Source organism: Carnobacterium sp. 1290_CSPC (genome assembly GCF_001053265.1).
Taxonomy (GTDB): domain Bacteria; phylum Bacillota; class Bacilli; order Lactobacillales; family Aerococcaceae; genus Aerococcus; species Aerococcus urinaeequi.
In genome coordinates this window covers 22477-44017 of sequence record NZ_JVVG01000058.1, presented here as the reverse complement: position 1 = coordinate 44017, position 21541 = coordinate 22477, and the positions used below count along the sequence as shown (strand labels likewise).

Annotated in this window: 22 protein-coding genes; 2 read left to right on the top strand and 20 right to left on the bottom strand. The window is 39.6% G+C overall.

What is annotated here, in order from left to right; genetic code table 11:
• Positions 1–31 precede the first annotated feature (31 nt).
• From glyS to AC973_RS05125, 7 genes are all read right to left on the bottom strand, one after another.
• The gene (gene glyS / locus AC973_RS05155) at positions 32–2110 is read right to left on the bottom strand and encodes a glycine--tRNA ligase subunit beta (RefSeq protein ID WP_048728130.1); all 2079 of its coding nucleotides are present in this window, start codon (positions 2108–2110) and stop codon (positions 32–34) included.
• On the bottom strand, positions 2110–3036 hold the full coding sequence (gene glyQ / locus AC973_RS05150; protein WP_026466016.1) for a glycine--tRNA ligase subunit alpha: 927 nt from the start codon (positions 3034–3036) through the stop codon (positions 2110–2112). Before glyQ ends, glyS begins: the two co-directional genes overlap by 1 nt.
• Before the next feature lie 262 nt (positions 3037–3298).
• A complete protein-coding gene (recO, locus tag AC973_RS05145; protein WP_026466015.1) occupies positions 3299–4099 on the bottom strand; it encodes a DNA repair protein RecO in 801 nt (266 codons plus the stop codon).
• A gap of 60 nt (positions 4100–4159) precedes the next feature.
• Positions 4160–5158, bottom strand: coding sequence for a GTPase Era (gene era, locus AC973_RS05140; protein ID WP_016897385.1), 999 nt, complete (start codon positions 5156–5158; stop codon positions 4160–4162).
• An 18-nt stretch (positions 5159–5176) separates the two neighbouring features.
• The gene (locus tag AC973_RS05135) at positions 5177–5596 is read right to left on the bottom strand and encodes a diacylglycerol kinase family protein (protein WP_225968935.1); all 420 of its coding nucleotides are present in this window, start codon (positions 5594–5596) and stop codon (positions 5177–5179) included.
• Positions 5577–6107, bottom strand: coding sequence for an rRNA maturation RNase YbeY (gene ybeY, locus AC973_RS05130; protein WP_048728125.1), 531 nt, complete (start codon positions 6105–6107; stop codon positions 5577–5579). The genes AC973_RS05135 and ybeY overlap by 20 nt, the downstream gene beginning before the upstream one ends.
• Complete coding sequence (locus tag AC973_RS05125; RefSeq protein ID WP_048728122.1) at positions 6088–7056, bottom strand: PhoH family protein; 969 nt, start codon at positions 7054–7056, stop codon at positions 6088–6090. Before AC973_RS05125 ends, ybeY begins: the two co-directional genes overlap by 20 nt.
• Before the next feature lie 175 nt (positions 7057–7231).
• Between AC973_RS05125 and AC973_RS05120 the strand changes: the two genes are divergently transcribed.
• Positions 7232–8182 (top strand): phosphoglycerate dehydrogenase, encoded by a 951-nt coding sequence (locus tag AC973_RS05120; RefSeq protein WP_048728119.1) that lies wholly within the window; start codon positions 7232–7234, stop codon positions 8180–8182.
• Positions 8183–8266: 84 nt separating this feature from the next.
• Here the strand turns inward: AC973_RS05120 and AC973_RS05115 are convergent, their stop codons facing one another.
• From AC973_RS05115 to AC973_RS05090, 6 genes are all read right to left on the bottom strand, one after another.
• Positions 8267–9031 carry a 2-keto-4-pentenoate hydratase gene (locus AC973_RS05115; RefSeq protein ID WP_026466012.1) on the bottom strand — a complete coding sequence of 255 codons (765 nt, stop codon included), beginning with the start codon at positions 9029–9031 and terminating at the stop codon, positions 8267–8269.
• 20 nt (positions 9032–9051) lie between these two features.
• On the bottom strand, positions 9052–9840 hold the full coding sequence (locus AC973_RS05110; protein ID WP_048728117.1) for an SDR family NAD(P)-dependent oxidoreductase: 789 nt from the start codon (positions 9838–9840) through the stop codon (positions 9052–9054).
• A 453-nt stretch (positions 9841–10293) separates the two neighbouring features.
• Positions 10294–10737 carry a GatB/YqeY domain-containing protein gene (locus AC973_RS05105; RefSeq protein WP_016897393.1) on the bottom strand — a complete coding sequence of 148 codons (444 nt, stop codon included), beginning with the start codon at positions 10735–10737 and terminating at the stop codon, positions 10294–10296.
• Between the two features lie 30 nt (positions 10738–10767).
• Positions 10768–10941, bottom strand: a complete 174-nt coding sequence (rpsU, locus tag AC973_RS05100) for a 30S ribosomal protein S21 (protein WP_003142732.1) — start codon at positions 10939–10941, stop codon at positions 10768–10770.
• 268 nt (positions 10942–11209) lie between these two features.
• Complete coding sequence (locus AC973_RS05095) at positions 11210–11629, bottom strand: Fur family transcriptional regulator (protein ID WP_048728115.1); 420 nt, start codon at positions 11627–11629, stop codon at positions 11210–11212.
• Between the two features lie 40 nt (positions 11630–11669).
• Positions 11670–12647: a ring-cleaving dioxygenase gene (locus AC973_RS05090; RefSeq protein WP_048728114.1), complete on the bottom strand. Its 978-nt coding sequence runs from the start codon at positions 12645–12647 to the stop codon at positions 11670–11672.
• A 168-nt stretch (positions 12648–12815) separates the two neighbouring features.
• On the opposite strand from AC973_RS05090, the gene AC973_RS05085 reads away from it, so the two are divergent.
• Positions 12816–13646: a pyruvate, water dikinase regulatory protein gene (locus AC973_RS05085; RefSeq protein WP_048728111.1), complete on the top strand. Its 831-nt coding sequence runs from the start codon at positions 12816–12818 to the stop codon at positions 13644–13646.
• A 201-nt stretch (positions 13647–13847) separates the two neighbouring features.
• On the opposite strand, the gene AC973_RS05080 is transcribed toward AC973_RS05085, so the two are convergent.
• The 7 genes from AC973_RS05080 to aspS form a co-directional block, all read right to left on the bottom strand.
• Positions 13848–14771 (bottom strand): dihydroorotate dehydrogenase, encoded by a 924-nt coding sequence (locus AC973_RS05080; RefSeq protein ID WP_048728109.1) that lies wholly within the window; start codon positions 14769–14771, stop codon positions 13848–13850.
• 30 nt (positions 14772–14801) lie between these two features.
• Positions 14802–16079: a dihydroorotase gene (locus tag AC973_RS05075; RefSeq protein ID WP_048728106.1), complete on the bottom strand. Its 1278-nt coding sequence runs from the start codon at positions 16077–16079 to the stop codon at positions 14802–14804.
• Entirely contained in the window at positions 16054–16965 is a 912-nt protein-coding gene (locus AC973_RS05070) for an aspartate carbamoyltransferase catalytic subunit (protein ID WP_048728105.1), read from the bottom strand. The genes AC973_RS05075 and AC973_RS05070 overlap by 26 nt, the downstream gene beginning before the upstream one ends.
• 147 nt (positions 16966–17112) lie before the next feature.
• Positions 17113–17619: a bifunctional pyr operon transcriptional regulator/uracil phosphoribosyltransferase PyrR gene (pyrR, locus tag AC973_RS05065; protein ID WP_003142739.1), complete on the bottom strand. Its 507-nt coding sequence runs from the start codon at positions 17617–17619 to the stop codon at positions 17113–17115.
• A 278-nt stretch (positions 17620–17897) separates the two neighbouring features.
• Complete coding sequence (locus AC973_RS05060) at positions 17898–18551, bottom strand: RDD family protein (protein WP_048728102.1); 654 nt, start codon at positions 18549–18551, stop codon at positions 17898–17900.
• Position 18552: 1 nt separating this feature from the next.
• Complete coding sequence (gene sppA, locus AC973_RS05055; RefSeq protein ID WP_048728099.1) at positions 18553–19578, bottom strand: signal peptide peptidase SppA; 1026 nt, start codon at positions 19576–19578, stop codon at positions 18553–18555.
• 150 nt (positions 19579–19728) lie between these two features.
• The gene (gene aspS, locus AC973_RS05050; protein WP_026466002.1) at positions 19729–21501 is read right to left on the bottom strand and encodes an aspartate--tRNA ligase; all 1773 of its coding nucleotides are present in this window, start codon (positions 21499–21501) and stop codon (positions 19729–19731) included.
• Positions 21502–21541: the final 40 nt, after the last annotated feature.

Here is a 21541-nt window from a genome sequence, read left to right as displayed (position 1 = left end):
CCCCTCCTTTCAATTTCTTTTATTTTTGCTTTTATTTCGTGTTAATACGGCTTGTATCAGCAAGCGTTAAAATGGCTTGCGCAATCATGCTTAAGATGGCTAACCGGTTGTTTTGTACTGTTTGATCTTCAGCAAATACCATGTTGTTATCAAAGAATTCAGTGATAACTGGTGTTAAAGCCTCAAGTTGATTATAGTTGTCCTGCATGTCATTTGTCATCTCTAAGCCTTTGGCGGCATTGAATAATGCAGCTTCTGAATCAGATTCAAAACGACTTTCTTCTATTGTAACATCTTGGACATTTAATTCACGGGCTTTCGCACCCAAGTTCAAAATACGGTTCCATGCTTCAAGCGTTTCTTTAAATGACGCTTTTTCACTAGCTGCTTGTAAGACTTTACTTGCCGCTAGTTTTCTTAAGATATCCGCTGAACGGCTTTGCAAAACAGCATCCGCAATATCATAACGAATTTCTTGGTCACTTAAGATAGCTTTCAAGCGATCATTTACAAATTGGCTTAAAGCTGTTTGTAATTCAACTAGGCGCTCTTGGTCTTCAATTCCATAAACAGTCTGCAAGATACTAATGATATCAGTTTTCCAGTCAAAAGTTAACTCATTTTCGATTAGAATACGCACAATTCCTGATGTTTGTCGACGTAAAGCAAACGGATCGTTTGAACCAGAAGGAATTCGGTCAATATTAAAGAATGAAATCACTGAATCTAGTTTATCTGACACAGCAAACAATTTACCCAATTGGCTAGCAGGTAATTCACCTTCAGCAGAAATTGGCATGTAGTGTTCGCGAATAGCAGTAGCAACTGCAGGTGCTTCACCAAAGGCTAAGGCATATTTTTCACCCATAATCCCTTGTAATTCTGAGAATTCATCCACAATACCGGTCATTAAATCGAACTTGTAGATTTCACCGGTACGAGTGATGTCTCCGGTTTGGACGTCAGCTAACTGACCAGACCATTTTTCGGCTAGATATTTGGCGATTTGACCAGTACGGGCCATTTTTTCCTGTAAGGAACCAATTTCAGCATGGAAAGTTACCTTAGCTAAACGGTCTTGGAAGTCTTGAATTGTTTTGGTTTTATCTTCATTGACGAAGAAGAAACCATCTTCCAAACGTGCAGTCAGGACTTTTTGATTACCCTTACGGACATTGTCTAAGTGTTCAGCGTTACCGTTACGAACAGCTAAGAATAATGGCAACAATTTGTCTGCTTGGTCTTTAACATAGAAGTAACGTTGGTGGTTCTTCATTGAAGTGATCAATACTTCATCCGGTAACGCTAAGTATTTGTCGTCGAAGTTGCCGATAAAGGCAGTTGGGTATTCAACAATTTGGGTAACTTCTTCAAGTAAGTCAGCATCGATATCGATTTGATATTTGTTTTCACTCGCTAATTGTTCGATTTGTTGTTCGATTAATGCTTTTCGTTCGTCTTGGTTTACAATAACAAATTCATCTGCCAAGGCTGCTTCATAAGCATTAGCGTCCGCAATCACAACCTCTTGAGAACCTAGGTAACGGTGTCCGCGAGAGATATTTGAAGCTGTTAGATTCAAGAATGTTAACGGTAAGACTTGGTCATCTAATAAGGCAACCATCCAGTGGATTGGACGGATGTATTTAACGTCATAAGACGCCCAGTGCATTGAAACAGGGAATGACATTTGGTCGATAACTGAAACCACATCTTGTAAAATGTCGGCCGCTTGGCTACCTGGTTCCGAAATATTAATGAAAACATACTCTTCACCTTTAACTTCTTCAAAGTAAATATCCTCAACAGAGGCACCTTTACCGCGAGCGAAACCTTGGGCAGCTTTGGTCCAATTACCCTCTTCATCTTGGGCAATACGTTTAGCAGGTCCCTTAGCTACTTCAGAAAAGTCTGTTTGCTTGTCGGCTAAACCATTAACACGTACAGTCAAACGGCGAGGTGTCGCAAATGTTTCGACATTGTCAAAAGTTAAACGGTTGTCTGATAAAAAGTTTTCTACTAGTGATTTTAATTGGTTCACGGCATTACGTACGTATTGAGCAGGTACTTCTTCCAAACCAATTTCAAATAAAAATGTATGTTGGCTCATTATTTTTCCTCCTTCAATAACGCTTCTGCTGTTTCACGGTCTAACAATGGGTAACCCAAGTCAGCACGTTTCTTCACAAACATTTTAGCTACACGGCGGGCCATGTTACGGATACGAGCAAGGTAAGCTGCACGGTCAGTAACAGAAATCACACCACGAGCATCTAGTAAGTTAAATGCATGTGAACATTTCAAAATGTAGTCATAAGCTGGGTGGACTAATTCGTTGTCGATTTGTTTCAAGGCTTCAGCTTCATACTTATTGAAGGCAGAGAATAACATATCTACATCCGATTCTTCGAATGAGTAAACTGAATGCTCGTATTCTGCTTGACCAAAAATTTCACCGTATTTAACGCCTTCAACCCATTCAATATCGTAAACTGAATCTACTTCTTGGATGTAAGAAGCTAAACGTTCTAAACCATATGTTAATTCCGATGTAACAGGTTTACATTCTAAACCACCAACTTGTTGGAAATAAGTAAATTGAGTGACTTCCATCCCATCTAACCAAACTTCCCAACCTAAACCGGCACAGCCAAGTGATGGGTTTTCCCAGTTGTCTTCTACAAAACGAATATCATGTTTTAATGGGTCAATTCCTAATTGTTTCAAGCTTTCGATGTATAATTCTTGAATGTTATCTGGGTTTGGTTTCATCACCACTTGGAATTGGTGATGTTGGTATAAACGGTTAGGGTTCTCACCGTAACGACCATCTGCTGGACGACGAGATGGTTCTACGTAACAAGCGTTCCATGGTTCAGGACCAATTGCACGCAAGAAAGTATAAGGTGACATGGTACCCGCACCTTTTTCTGTGTCATAAGCATTTAAAACTAAACAACCTTGTTCAGCCCAGTAGTTTTGTAAAGTTAAAATTATATCTTGAAATGTTTTTTGATTCGTTGCCAAGATGTTCACTTCCTCATTTTTTATTCTATTATGATAGTGGTCAAATACATCAGAAGACACAAAAAAACCCCTATGTATTTGAAAAAAACAAACACATAGGGACGATTATCTCGCGGTTCCACCCTACTTCTAACGGATAAAATCCATCAGCGCTTTATTGTTAAGTGCTCCAATATGCCTTCACAAGGTTTCAATCCAGCCGCTCCCACTATCCGGCTTCGCTTTGGAATCTACATCTTCTTACTTAGTATTTTCACTGCACTTCTTTTATTCAGCTATTATCATACTTTTTTTCTCTTTTGTCGTCAAGCGGATTGACGAAAGTTTCCATCTGGCTGATAAAATGCTTACTTTTTAAGTGGATCCCTACATACTCTTCGTAAAGATCATCCAAGGCTTGCCGAATTTCAGTTTTTGTTGTCGCCTGTAAGTCCACTTGACCTAGTTTGTCATATGGTATTTGACTAAACAGTCGAATAAAATGACTTGCCCGTGGTGACCAATGGAGACGCCTATCATCCATGTGAAAATGTTGTTCGCATAAAACGCCAGCATATTGCATGGAATAGTCAAAACGGCCTTGATCACGGCCACAAATAGCACATGACCTAAAGTTAGGGCCCACCCCGAATTTCGGCAGCAACTGAATTTCAAATATATTGGCCACGACTGACGGATCGACACCGGCTTCTATTTTGCCTAGACCTTGCCAGAGCAGGTTAAACACCTTGTCTTCTTCAATGAAGTCTTCAAAGGCGGCATCGGTCAACCCTGTCATGTAGGCTGCATAGGCATTGGCTTGTATATTTGAGATCGTTGCCTTTGGAAATAGAACATCGTCCGTATCATTAAGAAAGGAAAAACCTTTATCGTTGATGGTTCCCACAAAAGAGGCTCGCATATAGGGAAAGGCAATTTCCCTTAAACCATTATTCTGCCGTTGAATATTCTTAATGAAGAACATCCGCTTACCAAATTCCTTGGTGAATATTTTAATTAGCAGGTCTTTTTCCTTGTATTTCCGCGTAAAAAGGACAATCCCATCGAAACGCGCGTAATGGTCTTTTCGCATGGTCTCGTCCCCTTTCGTTTTGCATGTCAATATGATGCCATTTTGTTAGCGATGCGTTTATTAACCCTTATAGTTTTTATGGTTGTAGCCAAGGTCACCTAGGTTAGCCTTGTTGTTACGCCAGTTTTTGATGATTTTCACCCAAAGTTCTAAATAGATTTTAGACCCAAGCAAATTTTCGATTTCCTTGCGGGCTTCAACACCAATTTTCTTGATCATCTTACCGCCCTTACCAATGATAATCCCCTTTTGACTCTTTTGGTCGACGATAATGGTTGCATACACATGCACGCGGTCCAGTTCATCTTTTTGCATGGAGTCTACTTGAACAGCAACTGAATGTGGGATTTCTTCATACGTATTTAATAAAATTTGTTCACGGATTAATTCAGAAACCACAAAGTATTCTGGATGGTCTGTGATAAATTCAGATGGATAGTATTGTGGTCCAGTCGGCAATAAACCAACTAGGGTATCGATCAAGGTCTCCACATTATTGCCGTTTAAAGCAGATAGTGGGATAATCCCGTCAAAAGATTCTGGGCTTGGAATAGTTTGCATAAAGTCCGCTAAGGCTTCAGGGGATACCTTATCAATTTTATTGACACCCAAGAACTTACGAGTCTTGTAGTTTTTAATCTTTTCAAAGACAAATTTGTCACCCGGACCAATAGGTTCTTCCGCATTCACCAACATTAAGATAGCATCTACTTCTTCAAGTGATTGGTAGGCAGATTTATTCATAAATTCGCCCAACTCATTATGAGGTTTATGAATACCTGGTGTGTCAATGAAAACAATTTGCGCCTCATCTGTTGTATAAACCGCTTGGATTTTGTTACGCGTCGTTTGCGCCTTGTCAGACATAATGGCTACTTTTTGCCCCACAACGCGGTTTAAAAAGGTTGATTTCCCAACATTAGGACGGCCAACGATGGCTACAAATCCTGACTTATAACCATCAAAGTCATCTTCAGCTTGGTCTCCGTCATCCTCTAGTAATTTTTCTAAATCCTCAATGTTGTCAAAATCATTTATATTAAAATCTTCTATATTCAAGAATAGTCTCCCTTATTTTTATGTTAATTTGAAAAAAAGTAAAATCTCAGGTACAAAAATTAGCAAGCCAACAATTACAGCCATTGTAGATGAAATCAGTACGCCACCAGCCGCTACATCCTTCACATTTTTTGCAATGGGATGGTATTGGTTGTCGGTCACTAAATCAATAATCCACTCAGCAATGGTATTGGTAATCTCCATACAGATCACAATAGCACAGGTTAAAATTAAAATTAACCACTTTTCAATGGACAAAGCAAAAAACCAAGCGGCCGACATGACTAAAATCAACCCCAAAATTTGGTAACGAATGTTTTGTTCATGGATAAAGGCAAATTTTATCCCACTTAAGGCATACCCCATTGATTCAAAAAAATTATGGTTCTTATCCACTTTTGGTGGTTTTGGTACTTGTTTACGCTCTTTTAAGTCCATAAGCATCTAAAATCTCTTTCTGTAGGCCAAACATTTCCTTTTCATCTGCTTCATTCAAATGGTCGTAACCATTCAAATGCAAGAATCCATGGACAGCTAAAAAGCCTAGTTCACGTTCAAAAGAATGGCCATAATCAGCTGCTTGTTCGCGTGTTTTATCAATCGAGATAAAAAGATCGCCCAATTCACGTGGCATATCCTCTGGCAAGCCCATAACTGCTAATTCATCTTCACCTAAATCTTCAATCGCAAAAGAAATCACGTCAGTTGGACGGTCAATGTTGCGATAAGTTTTATTGATTTCATGAATTTCTGCATCGTTCACGATGGTCAAAGATAAGTCAATTTCTCCAGTAAGTTTCAAATAATCTGCTGCAAAATCCAACAATTCATGCAACATCTCTTTATCTTTACTAGAAAGCCCATTCGTCTTATCTTCAAAAATTAAATCTAACACTTTTTCACCTTTTTTCTTTTTGCCTTGTCTATCGTTAATTACCCTTATCTTCATTGGCATAGGCATTGATGATTGCTGACACCACCGGGTGACGAACAACATCAGTCGCTGTAAAGTGCACAAAGTCGATATCTTTAATCCCCTGCAAGTGTCTTTCCGCATCGATTAACCCGGATTTAGCACCTCTAGGTAAATCAATTTGTGTCTTGTCTCCATTGACAATCATCTTAGACCCGAAACCAAGACGTGTTAAGAACATCTTCATTTGGGCAACCGTTGTATTTTGTGCTTCATCAAGAATGACGAAAGCGTCTTCCAAAGTCCGACCACGCATATAAGCAAGTGGTGCCACTTCAATCACGCCACGTTCCAGTAAGCGTTCAGTATGCTCCCGGCCATAAATAGTATATAGGGCATCATATATTGGTCGTAAGTACGGATCTACCTTCTCTTTCAAGTCACCAGGTAGGAAACCTAAGCTTTCCCCTGCTTCAACTGCTGGACGCGTAAGGACAATCCGTTTTACCCGTCCTTGTTTTAAAGCCTGAACGGCCATCATCACTGCTAAGAAAGTTTTCCCGGTACCAGCTGGTCCAATCCCAAAAGTAATGGCATGTTTATTGACAGCGTGTAAATATTGACGTTGACCTACAGTTTTTGTTCGAATAGCTTTCCCTTCAAAGGTCCGGCCAATTTCCTCTTCATATAAACTTACAAAGTGTTTAATAGTCCCATTCTTTGCCATTTTAATCGCAGTAACCACATCACGGTCACCGATTGTGATACCTGATTGCAGAATAACTTGTAATTCTGTCAGTAAATCAATCGCTTGGGCAACATTCGCTTCTTGTCCGGTTACTTCAATTTGCTCATCTCTGGCAAATATTTGCACCTCAAAAGCTTGTTCAATCAAAGAAAGATTACGGTCCTCAGTACCAAATAGTTGTACGGCTAATGCTGGATTCATCAAGGCTACACTTTTACTGATTGCAGATTCTGTCAAATGAAAACTTCCCCCTTTTCGTATTAAATAAATTATAGCAAAAATCTGGCATAAATACGAATCACAGGTCGTGAATTTTCGAATGCTTAGCCCTTTTACCGAAAAAAAGTGTTTGTTTTCGCAAGTCAACCAATCAATGATACAATAGAGAAAACGTTTTAGGGAGGCACACACTATGCAAAAAATATTAGCCATTGCAAACCTTGTAAAGGATTGGCAAATCGATGATATCAAAGACTTAGCAAGTGATTATCAGGTGAAAATGGCGGACGAGTTGACCGACGCAGACTTCCCCAATATTGAAATTCAATATGGCTGGGATGCTGATTTAGCTGAAAAATATGCAGCAAATGGTTATAACAGCCTTCGCTGGATCCAAGTCCAATTCGCTGGCATCAATCAACTACCTAAAGAAATCGTCGCTGATGAAAAGATTCAAATCACCAACATGAGTGGGATTCATGCGATACCAATCGCAGAAACCGTTTTTGGTTACATCTTGAACTACTACCGGAGTTTACATATTTATAAGGCACGTGAAGAAAAACAACATTGGGAATATGCCCAACACATGTCTTTGCCTGAAAAGAAAATGGTCGTGTTTGGTGCCGGTAATGTAGGAAAAGAAATCGCCCGTATCGGCCAAGCATTCGGTTTAAAAACTGTTGGTGTGAATACGTCAGGCAGCGATGTAGACTACTTTAATCAAACGGTGAAAACAGCGGACGGCTTTAAACAAGTGACTGATGCCAATATCATCGTCAACGTCCTACCAGAAACAGACGCCACACAAAACGTCTTTGATGCTACATATTTCGGTCGTCAAGAAAAACAACCCTTATTTATTAATGTGGGACGTGGGTCAGCCATTGTAGACCAGGACTTAATTGAAGCTATTGATCAAGGTGTCATTGCCTATGCATCCCTTGATGTCTTTAGAGAAGAACCGTTGCCAGCAGACCACCCTTTCTGGGCCCATGACAAGATTGATGTGACGCCACATATGACTGGTCAAGTAGAACACTTTGCAATTGAAACTTACAAGATATTCCAAGCTAACTTAACAGCTTACACAAAAGATGGCGATTTATCAGTCAATGTCGTTTCAAAAGAAAAAGGCTATTAAATCACAATAAGTCAAATAGACAATAAAAGCATTTGCTTTCCTAAATCTCGGAATAGCAAATGCTTTTTTGATTTTATTTTGCCTTTATTTAGCGTTTAGCGTAACTGGAGGTAGACCTTCAAATTGGCCAACATAAACGCCTGGTTTAATAACTTTCGGCATATTAACGGCACCTGAAGCCACAAACATGCCCGGCTCAATAGCTTTGCCTGTTTCAGCCAATTTCTGTGCCAACCATTGGACTGAATAAGCTGGGTGACCCATCACCTCTTTTGAAGAACCTTGGGTGTATGGTTGACCATCTACTGTTACTGTCCCCATCACGTCATCAATTTCTTGATAAGTCCGTTTGACGTATTCACCAGCTACTACACCTGCATTGGCTGCCCCATCGGCAATCAATTCAAATTTTGAAATGTTCCCGTACCAATCGTCATACCGGCAATCAGGGATTTCATATCCTGTCGCCACCTTGCATTTAGACATAATGGTTTCCACTGAATCGTCAGACGAAATCCTTTCTTCAGCCTTGAATATGATTTCAAATTCTAACAAAGGACCCATAAATTTGCTCAGGTCCATATCCGAACCCCAGACGCCTTTGTCCGTCATGACGCCGTATAAAGGCGTTGTGGTCTTAAAAAATGATTGCTGAATTTTTGCTGACAAGGAAATTTTATAACCTGCAACTTTTTCACCAGCCTCTTTTCTTAAATCTAACACAGCTTGTTGCACTCGGTAGCCGTCTTCTTCATTGACAATTCCAAATTTCCCGTATTGTACCGGCACTTTTTCATTATCTGCTTGATATAGTGTCTTACTAGCGTGAATAATTTCTTGATCCATCATAAGCTTTTTTCTCCTTAGAATTACATAGCGTCTGATGCGCCACCATCAATATTGACAGCTGCACCACTCACATATGAGGCGGCATCTGAAGCAAGGAAGCTAATCACTTTAGCAGCTTCTGTTGTTTCACCAACACGGCCCATTGGCGTATGCGTATCTTTTGCTTTTTGTTTTGAAAACTCTTCCCAAGTTGGATTTTCTGGGTCATTTTGCCACATCTTTTCAACCTGTTCACTTCGGATATAACCAATACATACCGCATTTGCCCGAATATTGTATTCACCGTACTCCTTACTCAATTCTTTAATGACAGCTAAACCAGCTGAACGAGCTGGTGAAGTTGGTACAGACTTTGGACCTGGTGTCTTACCAGAATTTGAAACCACGCTAATAATTGAACCTGAAGCTTGTTTACGCATATAAGGCAATACTTCACGGGTAAAATTGGCCACACCAATAATTTTAATTTCTAGGTCGAATCGCCATGTGTCATTATCTACTTGTTCAAATGAGCCCGCTCTGTGGCCACCCGCATTATTGACTAAGATATCGATAGTCCCGTATTTGGATGCCGTGTCCGCGATCGCCTTTTGGACAGCAGGTAAATCTGTGACATCAGCTACTGCGTAATCCACTTCAACCCCTGTCGCTTCTTTAATGGCTGTTTGTGCCTCAATTAATCGGTCTTCGTGGCGGGCTGTAATCACAACTTGTGCACCCTCTTCAGCTAGTGTTTTCGCTGTTTCAAATCCGATACCTCTACTTGCCCCAGTAATAATTGCTACTTTACCTTTTAATCCTAAATCCATCAAAATCGCTCCTTTATCTTTTAAGATCTTATTGATTTGAAAAAAGGCTCCACTCAACTTCCAGACTTTTACTATTCTTGACGACTTTGCCCTCAGCTAATAAAAAAACGACGGCCGTCAACAGGCCGCCGTTTCATTAGCTAGAGCCCGCTTCACGTGGAAAAGGACTCTCCTAGAGAAGAATCCTACTTAGCTAATAATAATAAATCTTGTTCAGAATTAAATGGAGACGCAACAAATACGCCAGCATGCATGATATATTTGGAAGATATTCTAAATTGGCGCATTGTTGTCACTCCTTTCAAATTGCTAACTACAATTTATCAAAAACAAGATGTGATTGCAAATTGTTTTTAATTTATTTTTAATTATTTTCTCATTTAAAGTGTAAGAACCGATTCTTTGCCCAACAAAAAAGGAAGTCCGAAGACTTCCCTCTCAGATCTAGATTCATTAACCTAAATATTTTTTTGCTACTGTTTGGATTGCATTACCATCCGCTTGACCTTTAAATTTGGCCACAGCAGTTTGCATGACTTTACCAAAATCCTTCATAGATGTAGCGCCAACTTCGTCAATGACTTGTTTGACACCCTCGTCTAATTCTGCTTCTGATAATTGTGCAGGCAAGTATTCTTCGATAATCGCAATTTCAGCAACTGCGTTATCTGCTAATTCTACATGGTCTGCTTGACGGAACTCTGCTTCCGACTCTTTTCGTTGCTTCAACTCGCGAGCCAAAAGTTCAATTTCTTCATCTTCAGACAATGCACTTCCCTTGTTAATTTCAGCATTTTGAACTGCTGCTTTTAACATACGGATAACAGATAACTTAAATTTATCTTTAGCTTTCATGGCTACCTTCATATCGGTATTTAGTTGGTCTAATAACGCCATGATCCGCCTCCTTTATCGCAAGGTAAACGATTAGAATTTACGTTTACGAGCCGCTTCAGATTTTTTCTTACGTTTTACTGAAGGTTTTTCGTAGAATTCACGTTTACGTGCTTCTTGTATTGTGCCAGATTTTGAAACTGAACGTTTGAAGCGACGAAGAGCGTCGTCAAGTGATTCGTTTTTACGAACTACAGTTTTTGACATGACATTTCCCTCCCCTCGTTACTACAAATCGTTCTTTCATACTTGAAAAAACGTTCTAGTGAATTATACGCCATTATATTTATAAAGTCAATTATCCTAAGGCAAATTTGTTGAGAATTGTATTATTTACAAGTGGATATGTCTTAAGTATTCCTAAGGGAAAATGTCCCAAGTCTTTACCAGAAAAATGCTAGCCAAATTTGCTGCGATTTTACCTACGAAAAAAGAGCTAGAAATGGTCTCTAGCTCCTTTTCCGAAAGATTTATCTTACTGGCATTCACTACAAAGCCCTTGTAATTCAATGGTATGGCTGACAATTTCACAACCTGGTAATTGATCAGCAAAGAATGTCATGTGGCAAGAATTGATTGGAATCGTCTTGCCACAATTTGTACAGATAAAATGATGGTGGTGTCCTAAATGTGGATCACAATGCTTTCTAAAGACCATCTCCCCGTTGACTTCAGAGGTTTCAAGGAAGTGGTGGTCTTCGAATAATTTTAGGTTCCGGTAAATGGTATCGAATGAGATACCTGGATATAAGTTTTCTAATCGTTGCTGCACTTCTTTGGCGCTCAGGAAATAGGCCCCTTCTTCATCAAAGACGTTTAACATGTCAGCACGTTTCTTGGTATATTTAAAACCAGCTTCGTGTAGGACTTGCATGGACTCATCTACAAAATTCATAGTTATCACTCCAGTTCCTACCTATTCTAACACGGATTGATTACGATTTGAAGCCATAATCATTGGGCTGTGTTGTATCAAATTGACGGATTTGCGACTCAATATGCGCACGGTTTTCTTCCAAGAATGGCGGTAATGATAATGATTCACCTAACGTTTCATATGGTTCATCACCCATAAAACCTGGTCCATCAGTTGAGATTTCAATCAAGATGTCACCGATACGTGCGTATAGGGCTTCAAAGAAGAAACGATCGACTAAACCTGAACTCGGTAGACCGATTTGTTGATACTTGTTGACCCAATGTTGGATGGCATCGTGGTCAGCGACACGAAATGATACGTGGTGAACTTCACCGTATCCTTGTAATCCAGGTGGTGTCACTAAGTCTTTACGTAAGATAACTTGACCACCGTTACCACCCTCGCCTACTTCATATAGGGCTTCTTGGCCATCGTCTGACAATTGTTTCATGCCATAGATTTGTTCGAGAATTTTTCCAAAGTCTTCATAGTAAGATACTGAAATTTCGATTGGTCCTAAACCGTAAATCGCTTTTTCTTCTGGGACCGGACCATTTTTCCAAGGTTTACCAGGTGCAACACCCTCGTTTTTTTCATCTGAGAAGATTTGTAGGCGTTGACCGTCAAAATCTTCAAAACGTAAAACTTTCTTTCCGTAAACTTCTTTAATTTCTTCAGTCTTCACATCAAATGATTTCAACCGTTCTTCGTAGTAAGCTAAGGCTGCATCATTTGGCACACGTAAACCGATACGAGAAATTGAGTTTGTACCATAGTAACCACTTGGCACGTCCGGAAAGTCAAAGAATGTTAAATCTGTACCCGCGTTTCCTACATCATCTGAGAAGAAGGTATGGTAAGTATGAATATCATCTTGGTTAACTGTTTTCTTAACCAAACGCATGCCCAAAACACCTGCATAAAATTGATAGTTTTTTTCCGCGCTTGAAGTAATAGCAGTTACGTGGTGAATACCTAATAAATCTGTTGACATAATTATTGCTCCCTTTTAATGAAATATCTTTTAAGCTTTTATATTTCGAATTCGTATTAATAATATATCATTTTTTTGTTTCGAATTCAAATTGTTTTGTCTTCGATTTTTCTTACACATTATATATGATAGAATAAACTTAATATATAGATTATTGGAGGCAAAAAGATGAGCCAAGACACACCACAAAAGCCAAAATATTTCCTGATTTCGGATGCAGTTGGGTCGCTAGTGAATGATATTTTCCAAAGCGTGTCCGTTCAATTTCCATCCGTTGAATTTGATATCACTAATTACCCTTTCATACAACACGATGACATGCTGCTACCTATTTTAAAACAGGCAAAAATTGAAAAAGCATCCATCGTTGCTTCTTTCATCAATAAAGACCTTAATAAAATTGCGGAAGATTATTGTGAAATGGCGGGGATTTTCTACTTGAATGTCCTTGACAAATTAATGGATCAGATTGTGAGTCAAACAAATGTGAAACCGTCCGGAAAACCGGGTATTCGCCACCAACTTGACGATGAATACTATAAACGAATTGAGGCCTTAGAGTTTGCGGTCAATAACGATGACGGTCAACAACCCAAACGCTTTATCGATGCGGATATCGTCTTATTAGGGATTTCTAGAACGTCTAAAACCCCATTAAGTATGTATCTTGCGAATATGGGTTATAAAGTGGCCAACCTGCCGCTGGTCCCAGAATCTAGAATCCCAGATATTATTTATGAAATTGAGCGGTCAAAAATTATTGGTTTGACCAATGACGTCAATGTTTTAAATAAATTCCGTCGCGAACGTATGCGGTCATATGGGATTGAAAATGCCAGTCTGTATACAGATGATGCCCGCATTGAAAAAGAATTGGCCTACGCCAACAAACTATACGAAGAGTTGAATTGTCCAGTCATCAACGTCGCTGACCGGTCAATCGAAGAAACAGCCACCTTAATCATCATGTTCTTCAACTCAAGAAACACCCCAGGGTGAGAGAGCCAACGTTCAGACAGGAACATTGGAAGTTTAAGGCAGTAGATGTGCAAAGTCAGTTACAAATTAAACTGAAATGCAGTCCTGTCTTGAGGCTCAAACCCGACTACCCAGGGTGAGAGCGAAACCACTCAGCTTAAAATAACACTATAAAATAAAAAAACAGCGCCATGATTGTCATGAGCGCTGTTTTTCAAGTATTTATTGTTTGATCATCATTTTCATTTCTTGGACTAATTTTTCAATAGATTCAATATTCAATTCATCCATACGTGTTGGCAAGCCTTCGATGATTTCCTTACAAACCATTGGGTTCGCGTAGTTAGCTGACCCAACTTGGACTGCTGTTGCGCCCGCAATAATCATTTCTAAAACATCGTCGATACTTTCAATCCCACCTACTCCAATAATTGGAATATCCACCACTTGGGCTACTTGACGAACCATTCGTAGGGCCACATATTTCACTGAAGAGCCTGATAAACCGCCTGTCACGCCACCTAAAATAGGTTGTCTTGTTTCCAAGTCAAATGTTTGACCAGTAATCGTATTAATCATGACGATAGCATCTGCACCTGCACCTTCTACCGCTTTGGCAATTGCTGTAATGTCCGTAACGTTTGGCGTTAATTTTACATATACAGGTAAGTCTGTTGCTGCTTTGACTTGTTTTGTTAAATCGGCGGCTACTTCTGGATCTGTCCCGAATTGTAGACCACCTAACTTAACATTCGGGCAAGATATATTTAACTCTATTGCTTTAACATTTTCAGGCTGTGATAAGGCTCTTGTAGCTTCTACATAGTCTTCTACGTTTTTACCTGCCACACTTTGGATAATAGGCACATCAAATTGGGCTAAATAGGGTAATTTTTCTGCTAGGACGCCTTCAACACCTGGGTTTTTTAAGCCAACTGAATTTAAAATACGTTCGCCAGAGTGGAAGTAGCGTGGATCTGGATTCCCTTTTCGCACTTCAACAGTTGTCGATTTGTCCACTAAAGCCCCTAAGATACTTAAGTCATATTTGTCCGCGAACCCTTCACCGTAGCCGAAACAGCCTGATGCCGGCATAATAGGGTTCTTCAATTCTAAACCTGGTAATTTCACACTTAAACGTGACATAATAGCCTCCTTCAATAAGTTTTACTTGGATTATTTTTGCTCGTAAACAACTTCCCCATGGAATACGGTCAATGTGCACATACCGTACACTTCTTCACCGTTGAATGGTGTCACTTGTGATTTTGACAAGTAGTCAGCAGGATCAATTGTATATGCTTGATCTAGATCAAAAACTGCAATATTGGCTGGGCTGTCAACTGCAACCGTTGCAGGTGTTAAGCCGAAAACTTCAGTCGGCGCAGTTGCCATTTTTTCTAATAAAAATGCTAGCGACATTATGCCAGTTTTTACAAAATTTGTGTACATCACTGCGAAGGCCGTTTCAATACCCACAATCCCAAATGGTGAATGCATAAAACCGTTCGCCTTTTCAGCTAAGGTATGGGGTGCGTGGTCAGTTGCGACCATATCTAAAGTCCCGTCTAAAAGCCCTTCTAATAAAGCTGCTTGGTCTACTTCTCCGCGTAAAGGTGGGTTCATCTTGTAAGTTGCATCATCTGAAGGAATATCAAGTTCATTTAAGATTAAGTGGTGAGGTGCCACTTCAGCTGTCACATGCACACCGCGTGCTTTACCATCTCGAATGGCAGCAACAGAGGCTTTTGTTGACACATGACAAACGTGGTAATGAACGCCTGTTTCTTCCGCTAAATGAATATCCCGGGCGATTTGGCTTGACTCGGTTGCATTCAAGATACCAGGTAACCCTAATTCCTTGTTTTTAATACCTTCATGCATCACGCCACCGAACAACAGACTTTCGTCTTCCGTATGGGCAACGATTGGTTTACCTACGCGTGCTGCTTCTTTCATAGCCAGATACATAGTGCCTGCAGTTTGAACCCCAAACCCGTCATTGGTAAAAGCAAAGGCTTCTGGCATATGTTCCATGTCGACTAAGTTGTCTGATTTTAGGTTACCTGTAATTGGCGCATATTGTAAGACTTCAATGACTGCATCTTGATCAATCAATTCTTGAATCGCTGTTAATTTTTCCGGTGTATCAGGTGCAGGATTCAAATTAGGCATGGCTGCCACTCGGGTAAAACCACCACGTGCTGCTGCTTGACTACCAGTTAAAATCGTTTCTTTATCTTCAAAACCGGGTTGGCGGAAGTGAACATGCACATCTGTCAATCCTGTAGTGACTAATTTCCCAGCCACATCAATAACTTGGTCATTATCCGCAATGTCGAAATCTAATTGCTCGCTAACTGCGACAATCTTTTTGCCGTCAATTTTTAAATGAACATCTACTAGTTGATTATCTTTTGTAACCTGTTTACCATTTGTGATTATTAAGCTCATCATATCTTCCTTTCAATACCCATTCCAAAATTGCAATACGTGCATAAACCCCGTTGGACATTTGTGACACAATCCGACTCTTCTCGCACTCGATCAATTCATCCGCAATCTCAACGTCCCGGTTAACTGGTGCTGGGTGCATGATAATGGCGTGGTCTTTCATGGTTTGGAATCGTTCTCGCGTTAAACCGAATTGTTCATGGTAGTCTGCCTTTTCAAAAGGCTTGTCCCCGTTTGGATGGCGTTCCAATTGAACTCTCAGCATCATCACGACATCGGCCGTTTTCACAGCGTCGTCAACTGACATCCACTCACCATATTTTTCATAGCGCTTATCAAAGTATTGGTTTGGCCCAGCAAAAATGACATTCGCCCCTAATTGATTTAGCATCATCATATTGGAAACGGCTACCCTTGAATACATGATATCACCAATAATGGCGATATCTAAGTCTCTAAAGTCACCGAATTCTTCGTAAATGGTCATGATATCAAGTAAAGATTGGGAGGGATGTTGACCTGCTCCTGAACCCGCGTTTACCACCTGCACATCAAGGTTAACCAGTTGGTCAGGATAGTTAGCGTCAGGATGGCGGATAACCACAACGTCGGCACCGATTGCTTGCATGGTCAAGACTGAGTCGTATAGAGACTCCCCTTTATTAACGGATGACGTTGTCAGGTCAAAGTTCATCCGATGCATGCCAATTTTGTGTTCAGCCATCTCAAAACTCATTTTGGTTCGCGTTGAATTTTCAAAGAACATGTTCACGATCGTTCGGTCGCTCTTAAAACTGTCTCGTCCATGTTTAAAGTCAGACGCTCTCCTCACTAACCTCATAAATTCTTCATTGGTAAATTGTTCTACGGATAAGAAATGTCGCATTCATATACCTACTTTCATCGAAAAAAGTGCTTGTAGATCCATGTCTACAAGCACTTCGCTAGGTGAATACACTGGTTCTACATAAACCAGTTCACATAGAAAAATCACTTGTAGCCTCTCGGACCCACTTAAAGTAATACACTACGTCTATTTAATTAAAACCTCGTCTTTATCATCTACTTCATTTAAAGCCACAACTACATCTTCTTCACGAGCAGTTGGGATATTTTTTCCGACAAAATCTGCACGGATTGGGAATTCTCTATGTCCACGATCAACTAAAACTGCTAAGGCAATCTCAGCTGGACGACCTAGGTCAACACAAGCATCTAAAGCAGCGCGTGTTGTCCGGCCAGTATATAAAACATCATCTACCAAGATGACCTTTTTACCCGTTAAATCTGTCCCTTTTTTTGCCACTTGAATAGCTTCTTCTGCGTCATCACGGTAACCATCGATATTGATTTTTTCGACAGGAACAACTCCTTCAATTTCTTCAATTTTAGCAGCTAGACGTTCAGCTAAAGGAACACCTCTCGTTTCAATCCCAACAAGCACCAAATTATCAATACCCTTGTATCGTTCGATAATTTCATGAGACAAACGTGTTAAAGCGCGGCCAATTTCTTTTTCATTCATAATCACTTTTACCATGGTATGACCTCCATTATTTGCTTAAGTAAGAAAAAAAGACTACTTCCCTACTTGCGTGCGCAAAAAGAAGTAGTCTTTCCCCATTCGGTTAAAACTAGACGTGTCATGCCTTCTTCGTCTCTCTGGACGCAAGTTAAAGGTTTTCATTTATTTCTCATTATTATAACGCACCTAACAAAAAAATCAAGAGTTATTCAATGGGTGCGAGAAGCGGCACAGTTTTCATTAGCTAAAGTACCACAAAAGGTGTAGCGTTTCAGCTACACCTTTTGTCAATTTTAAATCGCATTTTCTTCAAACAACATAGCAAATTGTCCTAATGAAATGACATTTGTATCTGTAAAGTAATCCATGAAATTTTGACGCTTGTTTGAGAAGACAACCATCAAACCTAAAAACGGAATTGTCGTTAAAATCACTTTCCCTAAACCTTCACGAAGTAAACATGTCATAAAGGATAATTTATATTGCTTGTTGGTTACAACTTGAAGGCCTAGTAACCCTTTACCAATCGTTTGGCCATTGGTAAAGAATGTGGACAAGGTAAAGTAGGCAATTAAGACGAATTGATCGACTAGGAAAGTTACTGCAGCAGGTAAGGTGCTATAAGCGCCTTGTGTTACTGCATTTAAGACACCCGTGACTAGTAAACGTAAGGCGTATACCATCAGTAAATCAATTAAGAAGGCAACTAAACGAATCCAGAAACCGCCATATAGATTACGAGCATATCCTGAAGCAATATCTGCTTCTAGGTTACGGCGATAATTTGAAAAGATTTCTTGTGGTGAAGCTTGCAAAGATTTAATTTTGCGTTCACGACATTTTTCTTTAAAATCTGTTTCTACTGACCCTTCATAAAGACGTTCATTTAGCTTCGGCAATTCAACACTATCTTGATTATCCTTAGCGTTTTTACGGCGTTTAAACATCTTATTCACCTCCGTACATGTAATAGAATTGAGGTGTTGAGGTATCTTCTAAAACCTCTAAAATTTGCGTCATTTCATCCGCTGTATTGGTTTCTGATTGACTAGTAAATAAGTTTTTCTCAGCTAATAATGACATAAAATCAGTCAACCATGAAGTAGCAGATGTAGGTGAGTAGTCTACAACGGTAGCTGTTTCCAAGTTGTTATCAGCTCTTAAAGCTGCTAAAGCATCTTCTTCGTAACCAATTTGGTCAGCTAAACCATTTTCAACGGCTTGTCTTCCTGAATAAATGCGGCCATCAGCTAATTTTTTCACGTCATCAGTTGACAACCCGCGGCCATTCGCTACAATCTCAACAAAACGGTTGTATTTCTCTTGAATGAAAGAATTTAAGACGTCTTTTTCTTCATCAGAAGCACCTCTAAATGATGAACCCATATCTTTCAATGCCCCTGATTTGTAGGTATCCATAGCTAAACCATGCTCTTCCATAAAGCCTGAGAAGTTCGGCACTTGCATGATGACACCAATTGAACCAGTAGTGGTTTCACTATCTGTATAAATTTGATCACCGACCATTGAAATCATATAACCACCAGAAGCAGCCATTTGCCCCATTGAAACATAAATTGGGATTTCACGACTTTCTTTTAAGTCAAGTAAGGCATTATATAATTCTGTACTCTCATATACCCCACCACCTGGTGAATTGACGGTTAATAATAATGCTTGAACGTCATCATTTTCTTTAATTTCTTCAATAGAATCTAGGATACCTTGGTAATCCATCCCTTCAGAAAAAGAACCTGACCCAGAGTTGTCTGCAATCGTTCCATTGACTTCTAACACCGCCACCTGACGGTTTGTGTCCCCTACTTCAATAATATTTTGCGCGCTTGAAAACACATTTGATCCCTCAGAAAGCAGATTATTGACATTGGTTTGGCTGGTCAATTGGCTACCAAATGCACCCAGTGCGAGGATAATAACAGCAACAATTGCTAATATCCATGATTTTTTACTCATTAACTTAATCCTCCTCCAAATAAAAAAGTAAATATATATCTAAGTATATTCTACCATACGACATATATTTACTCTTCAAAATTGTTAGATATGACACTTCAAGTTTACGATGATCATTAAAAAAATGGCCCTGAGGCCATTTTTTTATACTTAATCAAAATCAATTGTAGTGACTGATAATGATAATTCTTCTAATTGTTGTTCTGATACTTGGCTTGGTGCTTCTGTTAGTGGGTCAAATGCACGACCATTTTTAGGGAAGGCAATCACTTCACGGATGTTTTCTTCACCAGCTAATAACATTACTAAACGGTCTAGACCTAAAGCTAATCCGCCGTGTGGTGGGAAACCGTAGTCTAAAGCATTTAATAGGAAACCAAATTGAGAAGTTGCAGATTCTTCTGTAAAGCCTAAAGCTTTGAACATTTGCATTTGCATTTCTTTTTGGTAGATACGTAATGATCCACCACCGATTTCATAACCATTTAAAACGATATCGTAAGCTTGTGCGTATACATCTTCTGGGTTTTCAGCTAATTTATCCACGTCTTCCTCGTTAGGCATAGTGAATGGGTGGTGCATTGCGTTGAAGCGTTTTGTATCTTCATCATACTCAAGCAATGGCCAGTTTGTTACCCATAGGAAGTTGAATTGGTTTTTGTCCATTAAGTCTAATTCGCGACCGAATTTCAAACGGATTTCAGATAATGATTGGTTTACAACTGATTCTTTATCTGCAACGAACACTAAGACGTCACCAGTTTCAGCCTGTAAACGGTCCATTAATGGTGCAGGATTGTCTTTAAAGAATTTACCAATTGGACCAGATAAACCTTCGTCAGTGACTTTGATCCAAGCCACACCTTTAGCCCCGTATGTAGATGCAAATGGTGTTAAGTTGTCCAAGTCTTTACGCGAGTAGTTGTCACCGGCACCTTTGATATTGATAGCTTTAACGATGCCACCTTTTTCAATTGCTTGGTTGAATACTTTGAATTCGTATTGGTCAACGATATCAGAAATTTCCACTAATTCTAAACCAAAACGAGTATCTGGCTTGTCGTTACCGTACCGGGCCATTGCATCGTCATAAGTAATGATTGGGAAGTTTTCAGTGATATCAATGTTTTTAGTACGTTTCACAACTGTTTTCAACATACCTTCTACTAAATCACGAATTTCTTCTTGTGTTAAGAAAGTTGTTTCTAAGTCGATTTGCGTAAATTCTGGTTGACGGTCTCCACGTAAATCTTCATCACGGAAACAACGAACAACTTGGTAGTAACGGTCCATACCTGCAGACATCAACAATTGTTTGAATAATTGTGGTGATTGCGGTAAAGCATAGAATTCACCTGGATGTACACGAGATGGTACTAAGTAATCACGCGCACCCTCTGGCGTAGATTTTGTTAAGTAAGGTGTTTCTACTTCGATAAATTCTTGATCATCTAAGTACCGGTGGATTGTTGATACTACTTGATGACGCAATTTCATATTGTTCGCCATTTTTGGACGACGTAAGTCAACGTAACGGTATTTCATACGAATTTCGTCGTTTACATCAATATCATCTTCAACTGGGAATGGTGGTGTTTTTGAAATGTTTAAGATTGTTAAATCAGAAACCATCACTTCAATGTCACCCGTTTTAATTTTCGGGTTCGCCAATCCTTCACCACGTAACACAACTTCACCAGTTACCTCAATCACGTATTCAGAACGTAAACGTTCAGCTTCAGCAAATTGGTTGCCTAAGTTTTCCACGTTGAATACAGCTTGAACGATACCTTCGCGGTCGCGTAAATCAACAAAGATTACCCCACCTAGGTCACGACGTTTTTGTACCCATCCTTTTAATGTTACAGTTTGTCCAACGAATTCGTTAGACACATTTCCACAATACACACTACGTTGCATTATATGCAGCTCCTTTTATTTTAAATCTCTTTTGTTTCGTATC

What these genes read in the sequence shown, in the direction of transcription:
- recO (WP_026466015.1), bottom strand. Translation starts at nt 4,099, where the DNA reads ATGCGAAAAGACCATTACGCGCGTTTCGATGGGATTGTCCTTTTTACG.
- sppA (WP_048728099.1), bottom strand. Translation starts at nt 19,578, where the DNA reads ATGAGTAAAAAATCATGGATATTAGCAATTGTTGCTGTTATTATCCTC.
- AC973_RS05075 (WP_048728106.1), bottom strand. Translation starts at nt 16,079, where the DNA reads ATGAGCTTAATAATCACAAATGGTAAACAGGTTACAAAAGATAATCAA.
- AC973_RS05070 (WP_048728105.1), bottom strand. Translation starts at nt 16,965, where the DNA reads ATGCGACATTTCTTATCCGTAGAACAATTTACCAATGAAGAATTTATG.
- AC973_RS05080 (WP_048728109.1), bottom strand. Translation starts at nt 14,771, where the DNA reads ATGTCACGTTTAAGTGTGAAATTACCAGGTTTAGAATTGAAGAACCCT.
- AC973_RS05105 (WP_016897393.1), bottom strand. Translation starts at nt 10,737, where the DNA reads ATGGCGTTATTAGACCAACTAAATACCGATATGAAGGTAGCCATGAAA.
- AC973_RS05060 (WP_048728102.1), bottom strand. Translation starts at nt 18,551, where the DNA reads ATGTTTAAACGCCGTAAAAACGCTAAGGATAATCAAGATAGTGTTGAA.
- rpsU (WP_003142732.1), bottom strand. Translation starts at nt 10,941, where the DNA reads ATGTCAAAAACTGTAGTTCGTAAAAACGAATCACTTGACGACGCTCTT.
- pyrR (WP_003142739.1), bottom strand. Translation starts at nt 17,619, where the DNA reads ATGGTAAAAGTGATTATGAATGAAAAAGAAATTGGCCGCGCTTTAACA.
- glyS (WP_048728130.1), bottom strand. Translation starts at nt 2,110, where the DNA reads ATGAGCCAACATACATTTTTATTTGAAATTGGTTTGGAAGAAGTACCT.
- AC973_RS05110 (WP_048728117.1), bottom strand. Translation starts at nt 9,840, where the DNA reads ATGGATTTAGGATTAAAAGGTAAAGTAGCAATTATTACTGGGGCAAGT.
- ybeY (WP_048728125.1), bottom strand. Translation starts at nt 6,107, where the DNA reads ATGAAGATAAGGGTAATTAACGATAGACAAGGCAAAAAGAAAAAAGGT.
- AC973_RS05135 (WP_225968935.1), bottom strand. Translation starts at nt 5,596, where the DNA reads ATGGACTTAAAAGAGCGTAAACAAGTACCAAAACCACCAAAAGTGGAT.
- AC973_RS05085 (WP_048728111.1), top strand. Translation starts at nt 12,816, where the DNA reads ATGAGCCAAGACACACCACAAAAGCCAAAATATTTCCTGATTTCGGAT.
- AC973_RS05120 (WP_048728119.1), top strand. Translation starts at nt 7,232, where the DNA reads ATGCAAAAAATATTAGCCATTGCAAACCTTGTAAAGGATTGGCAAATC.
- AC973_RS05115 (WP_026466012.1), bottom strand. Translation starts at nt 9,031, where the DNA reads ATGATGGATCAAGAAATTATTCACGCTAGTAAGACACTATATCAAGCA.
- AC973_RS05095 (WP_048728115.1), bottom strand. Translation starts at nt 11,629, where the DNA reads ATGAATTTTGTAGATGAGTCCATGCAAGTCCTACACGAAGCTGGTTTT.
- AC973_RS05090 (WP_048728114.1), bottom strand. Translation starts at nt 12,647, where the DNA reads ATGTCAACAGATTTATTAGGTATTCACCACGTAACTGCTATTACTTCA.